The following is a 12,648-nucleotide window of genomic DNA, read 5'->3' as shown; positions in this document are numbered from 1 at the left end:
GAAGATGACCACCTCAATCCTGGCCGCCGCAATGGTCGCCGCAATGGCCGGCTCGGCCTATGCCATCGACGTCAAGATCGGCATACTCAACGACCGCTCGGGCATTTATGCCGACCTTTCGGGCGAGGGCTCGGTGCTGGCCGCCCAGATGGCGGTCGAGGATTTCGGCGCCGCCGACAAGGACATCAACGTCGAGATCATCGCGGCCGATCACCAGAACAAGCCCGACGTGGCCTCGACCATCGCCCGCCAGTGGTATGACGAAGAGGGCGTGCATGCGATCTTCGACGTGCCCACCTCCTCGGCCGCCCTGGCGGTCAACGAGGTGACGCGCGAAAAGGACCGGATCTTCATCAATTCCGGGGCCGGATCGGCCGATCTCACCGGGTCCCAGTGCTCGCCCAACACCATCCACTGGACCTATGACACCTGGGCGCTGGCCAACGGCACCGGCACCGCCATGGTGGAAACCGGCGCCGACACCTGGTTCTTCCTCACCGCCGACTATGCCTTCGGCCACGCGCTGGAAACCGACACCGCCGCCGTGGTCGAAGCGGCGGGCGGCCAGGTGCTGGGCACCGTGCGCCACCCCTTCCCGGGACAGGACTTCTCGTCCTACCTGCTGCAAGCGCAGTCCTCGGGCGCCAAGGTGATCGGGCTTGCCAATGCCGGCGGCGACACGGTCAACGCCATCAAGCAGGCCTCCGAATTCGGCATCACCCAGGCCGGCCAGTCGCTGGCCGCGCTGCTGATGTTCATCACCGACGTGCACGCCCTGGGGCTCGAAACCGCCCAGGGGCTGGTGCTGACCGAAAGTTTCTATTGGGACCTCAACGAGGGGACGCGCGAATGGTCCGAGCGCTTCGCCGAGCGCAATGGCGGCGACATGCCCTCCATGGTGCATGCGGGCGTCTACGCCTCGGTGCTGCACTACCTCAAGGCCATCGAATCCACTCAGAGCGTCGAGGCCGGTCCGGTGATGGAGGCCATGAAGTCCACCCCGACCTCCGATCCGCTGTTCGGCGAGGGCGAGGTGCGGGCCGACGGCCGCAAGATCCACGACATGTACCTGTTCCGGGTGAAGGCGCCCGACCAGTCGCAGGGCCCGTGGGATTATTACGAGCTCGGCTACACCATCCCCGCCGCCAACGCCTTCCGTCCGCTCGACCAGGGCGGGTGCGACCTGGTCCAGTAGGCCCGGCCTGACCATGGATGCGCCGGCGAGACCCGGCGCATCCCCTGCCCTTTCCGCCGTCTGAAAGCACACGCCCATGTTCGAGATTTTCGGCATTCCGGCTGCCGCCCTGTTCGGGCAATTGCTGCTCGGGCTGATCAACGGGTCGTTCTACGCCCTGCTCAGCCTCGGGCTCGCCGTCATTTTCGGCCTGCTCAACATCATCAATTTCGCCCATGGCGCCCAGTACATGATGGGGGCCTTCGTCGCCTGGATGCTGCTGTCCTATCTGGGCATAAACTATTGGTGGGCGCTGATCCTCGTGCCGCTGATCGTCGGCGCCTTCGGGATCGTCATCGAGCGGCGGATGATTTCGCGCCTCTACCAGCTCGACCATCTCTACGGCCTGCTGCTCACCTTCGGGCTGGCGCTGATCATCCAGGGCCTGTTCCGCAACCAGTACGGGGTCTCGGGCCTGCCCTATTCCATTCCGCCCCAATTGCAGGGCGGCACCAATCTGGGCTTCATGTTCCTGCCCAATTACCGCGGCTGGGTGGTGTTCGCCTCGCTGGTCGTATGTTTTGGAACCTGGTTCCTCATCGAAAAGACCCGGCTCGGCGCCTATCTGCGCGCGGCGACGGAAAACCCAGCCATGGTGGGGGCCTTCGGCATCAACGTGCCGCGGCTGATCACGCTCACCTATGGCTTCGGCGTCGGCCTTGCGGCGCTGGCCGGGGTGCTCGCCGCCCCGATCTATTCGGTCAATCCCAATATGGGCGCCGACCTCATCATCGTGGTCTTCGCCGTGGTGGTGATCGGCGGCATGGGCTCGATCATGGGCGCCATCCTCACCGGGTTCGGTCTCGGCATCATCGAGGGCCTGACCCGCGTCTTCTATCCGGAGGCCTCCGCCGTGGTCATCTTCGTCATCATGGCCATCGTCCTCATGGTCAAGCCCACCGGCCTGTTCGGGAGGGCCACATAAATGAGCGATCACACCATGACCGGCCGACCCGCCGCGCAACGCGCCACCCGCCCCCTCGCCATCCCCCCGCTGCACCTGGCGATCTTTGCCGGCCTGCTCGCCTTCTTCGCCGTGGCACCGTTCTTTCTCTATCCGGTGTTCCTGATGAAGGTGATGTGCTTCGTGCTGTTCGCCTGCGCCTTCAACCTGCTGCTCGGATATGGCGGGCTGCTCAGCTTCGGTCACGCCGCGTTTTTCGGCTCGGCCAGCTATGTCTCGGCCCACGCCGCCAAGGTCTGGGGTCTGTCGCCCGAACTGTGCGTGCTCATGGGCTCCGGCACCGCGGCGCTGCTGGGCCTCGTCATCGGCAGCCTCGCCATCAGGCGCCAGGGCATCTATTTCGCCATGGTGACGCTGGCCTTCGCGCAGATGGTGTATTTCATCTCGCTGCAGGCCCCCTTCACCGGGGGCGAGGACGGCATCCAGGCCGTGCCGCGCAACCGGCTGTTCGGGATCATCAACCTTTCGAGCGACATGGCGCTCTACGGATTCGTCTTCGTCATCGTCTTTGCCGGCCTGTTCCTCATCTACCGGGTGATCCATTCCCCCTTCGGGCAGGTGCTGAAGGCGATACGCGAGAACGAGGCCCGCTCGGTCTCGCTCGGCTATCAGGTCAACCGCTACAAGCTCGCGGTGTTCGTCATCTCGGCCACCCTCGCGGGCACCGCCGGCGCCACCAAGGCCCTGGTCTTCCAGCTCGCCTCGCTCACCGACGTGCACTGGGCCATGTCGGGGGAAGTGGTGCTGATGGCGCTGCTCGGCGGCATGCACACGGTGTTCGGCCCCATCGTGGGCGCGGCCATCATCGTCACCATGCAGACTATTTCGCCAGCTTCGGCGCCTGGGTTACAGTGCTGCAGGGCGTGATCTTCGTCATCGCCGTGCTACTGTTCCGCGAGGGAATCATCGGGGTGATCGCCCGCTGGCTCAAAAAGCCGCTATAGTCGGCTCCGGAAACCATGGACGGCACCGCCCGCGTGGCGGAATGCTGTCCAATTTTGTCGACAAAAGTTTCCGGTTGACACCCAAATCGATTTCAATTCCTATTCTCCCTGCAGATATGTCGACAAAATTTCGATCTGCCATCCTCCGGCCGGCATGTTCCCGGCCCGGCGGATGAAGGAAAAATCTCCTTGGGAGGAATTCAATGAATTTCGCAAAAATCATAGCGCCCGTCCTGTTCGGTGCGGCTCTCGCCGTCTCGGGCGCGGCTCAGGCCCAGGTCAACGTCATGCTGCCGGCCGGACCCGGCGGCGGCTGGGACAGCACCGGCCGTCAGGCCTTCCAGGCCATGAACGACGCGGGAATCTACACCGGCGGCGTCAACTTCACCAATACCGGCGGAGCCGGCGGCACCATCGGGCTTGCCGAATTCCTCGGCACGTCCACGGGCCAGCCCGATGCGCTGGCCGTCTTCGGCGCCATCACCGTGGGCTCGATCGAGCTCAACGATTCGCCGATCAACCTCGCCGATTTCCGCCCGGTGGCCCGCCTGACGGCGGAATATCTGGTGGTCGCCGTAGCCGCGGATTCGCCCTACAACACCCTTGAGGACCTGGTCACCGCGCTGGCCGACAATCCCGGCGCCAACCCGCTGGGCGGCGGTTCGGCCGGCGGCGTCGACCACATCGCCTTCGCGCTGCTGGCACAGGAAGCCGGCATCGACGTTCCCGAACTCAACTACATCCCGCAGACCTCGGGCGCCGAAACGGTGACCGCCATCGTCAACGGCACGCTGACTGCCGGCATCTCGGGCACCTCCGAGTTCAACCAGTTCGCCGAACAGGGCCGCATCAAGATCCTCGGCGTCACCTCGGCCGACCGCCGTCCGGACCTTCCGGACGTGCCGACCTTCGCCGAAGCCGGCTATGACGTGGAACTGGCCAACTGGCGCGGCATCCTCGCCGCCCCCGATGCGCCGGAAGACAATTACCGCATGTGGATCGACCGCTTCGTTGAGCTGAGCGAAAGCGATGCCTGGGCCAATGTCCTCGAACAGCAGGGCTGGGATGACTTCTTCCTCGCCGGCGACGATTTCGGCACCTTCATCGCCGAGGAAGTCGAAGTCCAGGGTCAGATCCTGCGGGATGCGGGCCTTGTCGACTGAGTCCGCGAAAACGGATCTTCCGCTGGAAGAAGGGAGCGGCCAAACGGCCGCTCCCCGTCCTTTCTGGATCGGCGGCGGACTGATCGCCATCGGCGCCATATGGATGCATGGCGGGCTGAGCCTGCCGCAGGGCGCCCGCTACGCGGCGGTAGGCCCGGGGCTGACCCCGACGCTCATCGGCGCGGTGCTGGTGCTGCTCGGCGTGATCCTCATCGTCCAGATCCTGCGCGGCGAAAGGTTCGAGCCCCAGGACAGCGAGGACGCGGCCGCCACTTCGCCCATGGACAAGCGCGCCTTCTTCACCGCGCTGGTGGCGGTGTTCCTGCCGGTCGGCGCCCTGCCCACGCTGGGCCTGCCGCTGACGGCGGCGCTGGCCTTTACCCTCGTGACCCGCGCGCTGGGCTCCACGCGCCTCATCGCCAATTTCGTCATCGGCGGGGTGATCGGCAGCGTCTCATGGCTGCTGTTCACGCAACTCGGCCTGCAACTGGGGCGCTTCTTCCCGCCGCTCGGATTTTGATGCATGGAAACCTTTGAGCTTTTGCTGCACGGCTTTAGCGTCGCGCTTCAGCCCCATAACCTGTTCTGGGCCTTTATCGGCTCGGTGCTGGGCACGGCGATCGGGGTTCTGCCGGGCATCGGCCCGGCGCTCACCATCGCGCTGCTTTTGCCCGTAACCATCACCCTCGCCCCCACCTCGGCGTTCATCATGTTCGCCGGCGTGCTCTATGGCGCCATGTATGGCGGGTCGACCACCTCGATCCTCATCAACACTCCGGGCGAGGCCGGGTCGATGATGACGGCGCTGGAGGGCAACAAGATGGCCCGGGCCGGGCGCGGCGCTGCTGCGCTGGCCACCGCCGCCATCGGCTCGTTCGTCGCCGGCACCATCGCAACCCTGTGCCTGACCTTTGCGGCGCCCACCATCGCCGAACTGGCCTTCTACCTCAAGCCGGCCGATTATTTCGCCATGACGGCGCTGGCCTTCTGTTCGATAGCGGTGGTGATGGGCCGCTCGCGCACGCGCGGCTTCGTCTCGCTGTTCCTCGGCCTGGCGCTGGGCGTCGTCGGCATCGACGCGATGACCGGCCAGCCGCGCCTCACCTTCGGCACGCTGCAATTGCTGCGCGGGGTCGAGTTGACCGTGGTGCTGGTCTCGCTGTTCGCCGTGGGCGAACTGCTCTATGTCGCCTCGCGCTACAACAAGATCCCCGGCGTCATGCAGCCCATCAAGGGGCAGAAATGGTTCACCCGCGAGGACCTTTCCCGCTCGTGGAAGCCCTGGCTGCGCGGCACCGCCATCGGCTTCCCCATGGGCGCCCTGCCCGGCAGCGGCTCGGAAATCCCCACCATGCTGTCCTATACGCTGGAGCGCAAACTCTCCAAGCGCGACGATTTCGGCAAGGGGGCCATCGAAGGCGTCGCGGGTCCGGAAGCGGCCAACAACGCGGCGGCGGCGGGCATTCTCGTGCCCATGCTGACGCTGGGCCTGCCCACATCGGCAACGGCGGCGGTGCTCCTGGCCGCCTTCCAGAACTATGGCTTGCAGCCCGGCCCCTTCCTCTTCACCTCCAACCCGTCGCTGATCTGGGGCCTCATCGCCTCGCTCTATGTCGGCAACCTCATGCTGCTGGTGCTCAACCTGCCGCTGGTGGGCCTGTGGGTCAAACTGCTCTCGATCCCGCGCCCGCAGCTTTACGCCGGCATCCTCGTCTTCGCCATGGTGGGCGTGTGGGGCGTGTCTGGGGCGTGGAGCGACCTGCTGATCATGGCCTCGGTCGGCGTGCTCGGCTACGTGATGCGGGTCTACGACTTCCCCATCGCCCCGGCCCTGATCGGCCTCATCCTCGGCCCCATGGCCGAGAACTACCTGCGCACCGCACTGGCCGCCGGACAGGGCAACCCGATGGTCCTCGTCGGCACGCCAGTCTCGGCGACGCTCATCGTGCTGTGCGTATTGATCTTCGCCCTGCCGCCGCTGATCCAGCGCCTGCGGGCCAATGCCTGAACCCCGCGCCTCCGGCGGATTTCCGCCGAAGGCGCATCGCTTGCAAACGGATACCCAAGACCCATGAAGACCCATACAGTTCGCGTCCACCCCTCCGCCGACAACCTGGCGCGGGAAGACCAGTTGGCCTGGAAGATCGCCAGCTTCGCCGCCGATTGCGGCCCGCTCGACCCGGACGTCCTCGACATGATCGCCTGCCGCAGCGTCGACAATGCCAGCGTGGCGCTGGCGGCGATCAACCGCGCCCCGGTGGCGGCGGCGCGCGCCATGGCCCTGGCCCATCCGCGCAAGGGCGGCGGCACGCTGTTCGGCCTCCCGGCCACCACGCGGGTCGACGCCGAATGGGCCGCCTGGGCCAATGCCACGGCGGTGCGCGAGCTCGATTTCCACGACACCTTCCTCGCCGCCGACTATTCGCATCCCGGCGATTCGATCTCCCCGCTGGTCGCGGCCGCCCAGCAGGTCGGCGCCGATGGCGCGGCGCTGGCGCGGGCCATAGCGGTGGCCTATGAAGTGCACGTGGCGCTGGTCAAGGCCATCTCGCTGCACAAATACAAGAAGGACCACGTGGCCCATCTGGCCCCGGCCACCACGGCCGGCCTCGGCACGCTGCTGGGCCTTTCAGCCGAAACCATCTTCCAGGCCGTCAACCAGGCGGTGCACCTGTCCTTTTCCACCCGCCAGTCGCGCAAGGGCGAGATTTCCTCGTGGAAGGCCTATGTGCCGGGCTTTTCCGGCAAGCTGGCCATCGAATGCATCGACCGCGCCATGCGCGGCGAGAAATCCCCCTCGCCGATCTATGAGGGCGAGGATTCGGTGATCTCCTGGATGCTGGGCGGACCCGACACGGTCTACAGCGTCACCCTGCCCGAGCCCGGCGAATCCCCGCGCGGCATCCTCGAGACCTATACCAAGGCCCATTCGGCCGAATACCAGGCGCAGGCGCTGATCGACCTCGCCATCGAGCTGGGCGGGCAGATCGGCGATCTTTCGCAGGTCGAGGACATCCTGCTCGAAACCAGCCATCACACCCATTACGTGATCGGCACCGGCGCCAACGACCCGCAGAAATCCGACCCCGAGGCCAGCCGCGAGACGCTGGATCACTCGATCATGTATATCCTCGCCGTGGCGCTGGAAGACCGCAAGTGGCACCACGTCGACTCCTACACCGTGGAGCGGGCGCGCAAGGCGGACACGCTGGGGGTCTGGCACAAGATCCGCACCCTCGAAACGCCGGAATGGACCACGCGCTACCACGATCCCGATCCCGACAAGCGCGCCTTTGGCGGCAAGATCACCATCACCCTCAAGGATGGCACCACGATCGTCGGCGAGCGCGGCGTCGCCGATGCGCACCCCAATGGCGCCCATCCCTGGACCTGGCCCGACTATGTCGGCAAGTTCCGCACGCTGACGGAAGACGCCCTGCCCCAGGCCCAGCAGGACGCCTTCCTCGACGCCGCCAAGGGGTTCGCGAACCTCAAGGCCGGGGCGCTCGACAGCCTGGTGCCCGCCCTGCCCGCCGGCGCGGTGACCCCCGATGCCCCCACCGGTCAGGGCATCTTCGATCGCGGCTTGGAGTAACCATCATGCTCAGCCATGAAATCAATGCCAAGTTCCGCTCCCGCCTCGCGGGGGGCGGCGCCGTGCTGATGCCGGGCGCCGCCAACGCACTGGCCGCCAAGATCATCGCGGACCTGGGGTTCGAGGCGGTCTATCTGTCCGGCGCCGGCCTCACCAACACCTATCTGGGCATGCCCGATCTGGGGTTCGTCGGTCTCGCCGAACTGGTGCAGCACACTTCGACCATCCGCGACGCCACCGACCTGCCCATCGTGGTCGATGCCGATACCGGCTTCGGCAACGCGCTCAATGTGCGCCACACCATCCGCTCCCTCGAACGGGCCGGAGCCAGCGCCATCCAGATCGAGGACCAGGTGAGCCCCAAGCGCTGCGGGCATTTCTCCGGCAAGGACGTGGTGGCGCTCGACGAGGCGCGCAGCCGCATCAAGGCGGCGGCCGATGCCCGACAGGACCCCAACCTGCTGATCGTGGCGCGCACCGACGCGCGCACCGTGGCGGGGATCGACGCGGCGATCGAACGGGCCCAGGCCTTCATCGAGGACGGCGCCGACATCACCTTCGTCGAGGCCCCCGAAAACCTCGAGGAGATCCGCGCGATTCCCGCCCGGCTCTCCGGCACGCCGCAGCTGATCAACCTTGTGGTGGGTGGCAAGACCCCCATCGTCGATCTGGGCGAGCTCGACGCCATGGGCTTTTCGCTGGTGCTCTACGCCAATGTCGCCCTGCAGGGCGCCATCTGCGGCATGCAGGCGGCGCTGGGGCAATTGAAGGCCGATGGCCGCATGGGCGAGGACGGCCCGGTGGCGAGCTTCCGCGAACGCCAGCGTCTGGTCGGCAAGCCCGAATTCGACGCGCTCGAAAAGCGTTACGCCCTTTGAGCATGGAGGCGGCAATCGAGACGCCCGAAAGCGCGGCCCCTATCGATGAGCGATTGCTGACCGACCAGTTGTTCGAAAAGCTGAGTGAGGCGATCGTCGCGGGCGATTTCGCGCCGGGCACCAAGCTCAGCGAACCGCGTCTGGCGCGGCAATATGGCGTCAGCCGCGGCCCGCTGCGTGAGGCCATCCGGCTGCTCGAGGAGCGCAAGCTCGTGACCCGCACCCCGCGCCAGGGCGTGCGGGTCATCATCCCCTCGCTGCAGCACGCCCTCGAGCTGTTCACCATCCGCGAAGTGCTCGAAGGCCTGGCGGCGCATCAGGCGGCGCTGCACGCGACAAGGGCCGAGGTGGCCGAGCTCCGGGCCCTGCTCATGGCCCACCGGGCCGAGATCGACGACCCCCAGACCACCTTCTACCGGCAGGAAACCGCCAATTCGGACCTGCATTTCTTCATCGCCCGCATCGCCCGCAACCAGCTTCTGTTCGACCTCTCCTGCGGGGAATATTACACGCTGTTCCGACTCTATCGCCGCCGGCACCAATTGGTGCCGGGCCGGGCGCAGCGCGCCTTCATCGAGCATGAACGCATCGTCGACGCCATAGCCGACGGCGACGCCGAACTGGCCGAACTGCTCATGCGCCGCCACATCGCCTCGGCGCGAAAAAGCCTGCTCTCCGCCCGGGGACAGGCATAGGGCTTCAGATGCCGCAGTTCTGTTCGATGTGCATGGTGGGCCCGTCCGGACTCGAACCGGAAACCAGACCGTTATGAGCAAACATCCCTATGCCGCAAGGCCCGCGTTCTGGCGAAAAGAGCAATGTTTGCTTGAACCTCTAGCGCAACAGTTTTCGTTACGTTCACGCAACGCAGGTTCAGCGAACCTAAGAGAAGACCGTTAGTTGCCGGAATTCGCCTTTCGTTCACGAGCCCTCTGGCTCTCCACCCTCTCGGGGCGCTATCATACGCCATGCCCCAGTTCACACACCGCCCCGCCTTCCCCGACCAACCCGACAGCCACGCAGAGCATCGCGTCGTGGTCTATGACGGAGTGCGGGTAGGTTCAGCCACGTACCATCTGACGGCCCATCGGGGCCATGTATGGTCATGGGGCGCGATGGCCGCTGATGGGCATTCGGTAGGAGGGGAGTGTCAGTCGCTGGAAGAAGCGCTTGAACTGATCAAGGAGGGCGTGCTGGCATCCATGGAGCGCTGGCCTGATCTGCTTGAGGAAAAGCGGGCGCTCCAGAAGCTGGCTCGGGACTCCTTCAACCACTGGGCGAGGGCGCATGGGAAGCGGGAGCGGGACATTTAGTCATCCGGCTGCGACCAAAGGACCATTGAGAAGTGCCCCGAATAGGCCATGGTGATCGAGGCCAGCCTGCGTCCACTCCTGGCTTGGCCGGCGAGGCTTGGACTATCCCCATGGCTCCGAGCCTCGCCTTTATGGCCCCCTACCCCCGCTATTGATCCAGGCCCAGAACCCGCTGACCAGTATCACCCCAACGATGATGATGGCGCCTCCGAGGATGGCGCCGCCGACCTTCTTTGAGGCCCCATCCCACGATAGCCTAAATCTGCGCAGGAATCGGAAATCCTCCCTCGCTTCGAACTGTTGTTCAGTTCCATCGAGGCGGAGCCCGGCGTCTGCCAGGGCTTCCCGGAAGACTTTGCTGATCTGAGAAAGCTGTTCATCGGAGAACCCTTTCCCGACGCTCTCGACCATCTCGGTGATGATCCTCGATTGCTGCTCGCGATCTCGCTCCAATAGCTCAACGCGCTTGGTCAGGGTGAGAGACGCGCGGCCAAGCGCGCTGTCAGGTGGTGTCATGTCGGCCCCCGAAGGCGAGAGGAAGGGTCAGTGCTGCGACCGATCGACAATGGGCCCGTCATAGCCCGTCGCGGCTCGAACCCCCGCCTCAGTGTAGGACGGGATTTCGTTCTTCGGCTTGGCGTTGGGCACCAGCCACACCAGCGCAGCCCCGATGCCGGTGATGATGGCCGTGGCCGTCTCCTGATCGAGCCCGAGGTCGAGACCCATGTAGATGTTGGCGAACTGGACCAGCGCCATCACGAGCGCCACCCAGAATTTGGCGGCCCGGAGTGGCCCGAACATTGCGAGAAGATTGAGCAGCTTGCCCATGGTGTTTTCCTTTCAGCGCAGGAATATGAAAAAGGCCGCTACGAGGGCGGCCAGAACGATTGCGATTGCGAGGGCAGCGGGAGTCGCTGGCGGGCGTTTGGTGTCAGGCGGGGCCGAAGGTGCCGGAACAGGCACATCCGGCGGAAGTGGGGCGCCGTTGGCGTGCTTGGCCCGGTCGAGGATCGTTTCGACGCGCGAGGGCTCAACCAGCGATTTATTGAGCCCGTCGCCTGCGTAATAGGATTGTCCTCTTTGCACGGTGCGGTGCGCGCCCTTGACGCTGGCCAGAACAGGCAGTGAAGCCCATTCCATCGCCAGTCGCCGCCCGAACTCGGTCCGGCTGATATGGCCTGCCATGAATGCTTCATAGCCACGCCGCTTGAGCAGGTGATAACCGAGCCGGTCTTGCAGGTTCGGATCAAAAACCTGCCCGTCCAGCAGCTTCAATTCGCGGCGAAGGTCGGCCAGCGTGGCCCTCATGAATTGGTATGCACCTGATGCGGTAGACTTGGCGGGCCAGCCGCTGGACTGATGCCGCTGCAATTCGGCAATGGTCATCTGCGTGATCGGCTTTGGCAGCTTGCCTTGAGCATGACCGTAGATCACGTCATATGCCTCACGGCCCTTGCGCCCGGTTTCAATCTCGCGAATGAAGTCGAGCAAAAGCGCCGCACTCGGTGGCACGGTGGGGTCCATTACCGGCCCTCCTGTCTCTATGTGGTGGTTTGTTCGCGCTACAGACGCACAAAGCCCTCGTGGTGGCGGATGAACTCCGCCCCCTTGGCGCTGATGTCCATGGTGGGGTCCTGTGGATGTGCCCCGGAGGCGGCTAGTGTTGGGAAAAAGAAAAGCCCCGCTCGGTGGCGGGGCGAATTAGCGCGCATGTCTAGTTATTGTCGTTTGCTTCTGACGTTGCCCCCAACTTTTATCCAGCGTGACGTAGACTCCTGGAGTTGTTTTGGCCCTGCTGAGCCTGGTGGAAGACGGGGGCTGGCGAGGAGCTGACCATTGAGCGCAGCGCCAGGTCCCGTCGTGGGGTGAAGGTGGTGGCGTATTCGGTTGGGGTGAGCCAGCCCAGCCGCGAGTGTGGGCGATTTCCATTGTAGTCAGCCCGCCATTCTCTCAGGGCGATACGGGCATAGGATAAGCTCGGGAACAGGGTTTCGTTGAGCATCTCGTCCCTGAGCCTTCCATTGAACGATTCAATGAACGCGTTCTGCATCGGCTTTCCCGGGGCGATATAGTGCCAGTCGATCTTGTGCCGGTCGGCGAAGCCCAGGATGGCATTGGAGGTGAACTCGGTGCCGTTGTCGCTGACAATCATCTTCGGTTTGCCACGTGCCGCCATGATCGTTTCGAGCTCTCGGGCAACCCGCAGACCTGAGAGGGATGTATCAGCGACGAGCGCCAGGCACTCGCGCGTGCAGTCATCCACGACGGCCAGAACCCTGAACCGGCGCCCGTCGGTCAGTTGGTCGGAGACAAAGTCCAACGACCAGCGCTCGTTGGGTGCCATGGGAATGACCATCGGGGCCCGCGTTCCCAGGGCCCGCTTCCGGCAGCCCCTGCGCCGCACCGAGAGCTTCTCTTCCCGATACATCCGGAACAGGCGCTTGTGGTTGACCACATAGCCTTCCCGGCGCAGCAACACATGCAGGCGCCGATACCCAAAGCGCCGGCGCTCATGGGCAATCGCCTTCATCCGGTCACGCAGATCGAAGTCATCCAC

12 protein-coding genes, 1 tRNA gene and 1 pseudogene are annotated in these 12,648 nt (G+C 65.1%); 9 read left to right on the top strand and 5 right to left on the bottom strand.

Going from position 1 to position 12,648, the window contains the following annotated elements; all coding sequences use genetic code 11:
* Nucleotides 1-4: 4 nt before the first annotated feature.
* From DVH29_RS01605 to DVH29_RS01565, 9 genes and pseudogenes are all read left to right on the top strand, one after another.
* Entirely contained in the window at nucleotides 5-1,195 is a 1,191-nt protein-coding gene (locus DVH29_RS01605) for an ABC transporter substrate-binding protein (RefSeq protein ID WP_114644415.1), read from the top strand.
* A gap of 76 nt (nucleotides 1,196-1,271) precedes the next feature.
* The gene (locus DVH29_RS01600) at nucleotides 1,272-2,159 is read left to right on the top strand and encodes a branched-chain amino acid ABC transporter permease (RefSeq protein WP_114644414.1); all 888 of its coding nucleotides are present in this window, start codon (nucleotides 1,272-1,274) and stop codon (nucleotides 2,157-2,159) included.
* A pseudogene (locus DVH29_RS01595) lies at nucleotides 2,160-3,142 on the top strand (branched-chain amino acid ABC transporter permease).
* A gap of 203 nt (nucleotides 3,143-3,345) precedes the next feature.
* Nucleotides 3,346-4,305, top strand: a complete 960-nt coding sequence (locus DVH29_RS01590; RefSeq protein ID WP_114644413.1) for a Bug family tripartite tricarboxylate transporter substrate binding protein — start codon at nucleotides 3,346-3,348, stop codon at nucleotides 4,303-4,305.
* Nucleotides 4,295-4,825, top strand: coding sequence for a tripartite tricarboxylate transporter TctB family protein (locus DVH29_RS01585; RefSeq protein ID WP_245944852.1), 531 nt, complete (start codon nucleotides 4,295-4,297; stop codon nucleotides 4,823-4,825). The genes DVH29_RS01590 and DVH29_RS01585 overlap by 11 nt, the downstream gene beginning before the upstream one ends.
* Before the next feature lie 3 nt (nucleotides 4,826-4,828).
* Entirely contained in the window at nucleotides 4,829-6,313 is a 1,485-nt protein-coding gene (locus tag DVH29_RS01580) for a tripartite tricarboxylate transporter permease (protein ID WP_114644411.1), read from the top strand.
* A gap of 63 nt (nucleotides 6,314-6,376) precedes the next feature.
* The gene (locus tag DVH29_RS01575; protein ID WP_114644410.1) at nucleotides 6,377-7,900 is read left to right on the top strand and encodes an MmgE/PrpD family protein; all 1,524 of its coding nucleotides are present in this window, start codon (nucleotides 6,377-6,379) and stop codon (nucleotides 7,898-7,900) included.
* A gap of 5 nt (nucleotides 7,901-7,905) precedes the next feature.
* The gene (locus DVH29_RS01570; RefSeq protein ID WP_114644409.1) at nucleotides 7,906-8,778 is read left to right on the top strand and encodes an isocitrate lyase/PEP mutase family protein; all 873 of its coding nucleotides are present in this window, start codon (nucleotides 7,906-7,908) and stop codon (nucleotides 8,776-8,778) included.
* Between the two features lie 2 nt (nucleotides 8,779-8,780).
* Nucleotides 8,781-9,473: a GntR family transcriptional regulator gene (locus tag DVH29_RS01565; RefSeq protein ID WP_114644408.1), complete on the top strand. Its 693-nt coding sequence runs from the start codon at nucleotides 8,781-8,783 to the stop codon at nucleotides 9,471-9,473.
* A 33-nt stretch (nucleotides 9,474-9,506) separates the two neighbouring features.
* Here DVH29_RS01565 and DVH29_RS16325 read toward each other — a convergent pair.
* The 5 genes from DVH29_RS16325 to DVH29_RS01540 form a co-directional block, all read right to left on the bottom strand.
* Nucleotides 9,507-9,576 (bottom strand) — tRNA-Met (locus DVH29_RS16325).
* Nucleotides 9,577-10,220: 644 nt separating this feature from the next.
* Nucleotides 10,221-10,607, bottom strand: a complete 387-nt coding sequence (locus tag DVH29_RS01555) for a hypothetical protein (protein ID WP_114644406.1) — start codon at nucleotides 10,605-10,607, stop codon at nucleotides 10,221-10,223.
* A gap of 27 nt (nucleotides 10,608-10,634) precedes the next feature.
* Entirely contained in the window at nucleotides 10,635-10,919 is a 285-nt protein-coding gene (locus DVH29_RS01550; RefSeq protein WP_114644405.1) for a hypothetical protein, read from the bottom strand.
* Between the two features lie 12 nt (nucleotides 10,920-10,931).
* Complete coding sequence (locus DVH29_RS01545) at nucleotides 10,932-11,615, bottom strand: lysozyme family protein (protein ID WP_147275974.1); 684 nt, start codon at nucleotides 11,613-11,615, stop codon at nucleotides 10,932-10,934.
* Nucleotides 11,616-11,844: 229 nt separating this feature from the next.
* The coding region (locus DVH29_RS01540) for an IS3 family transposase (RefSeq protein WP_114644403.1) at nucleotides 11,845-12,648 on the bottom strand (804 nt) is incomplete at its 5' end.

Origin of the sequence: Pelagibacterium lacus, from assembly GCF_003345525.1 — a bacterium.
GTDB classification, from domain to species: domain Bacteria; phylum Pseudomonadota; class Alphaproteobacteria; order Rhizobiales; family Devosiaceae; genus Pelagibacterium; species Pelagibacterium lacus.
Note: the sequence above shows the minus strand (reverse complement) of the source record. Positions and strands in the feature narration are given on the sequence as shown.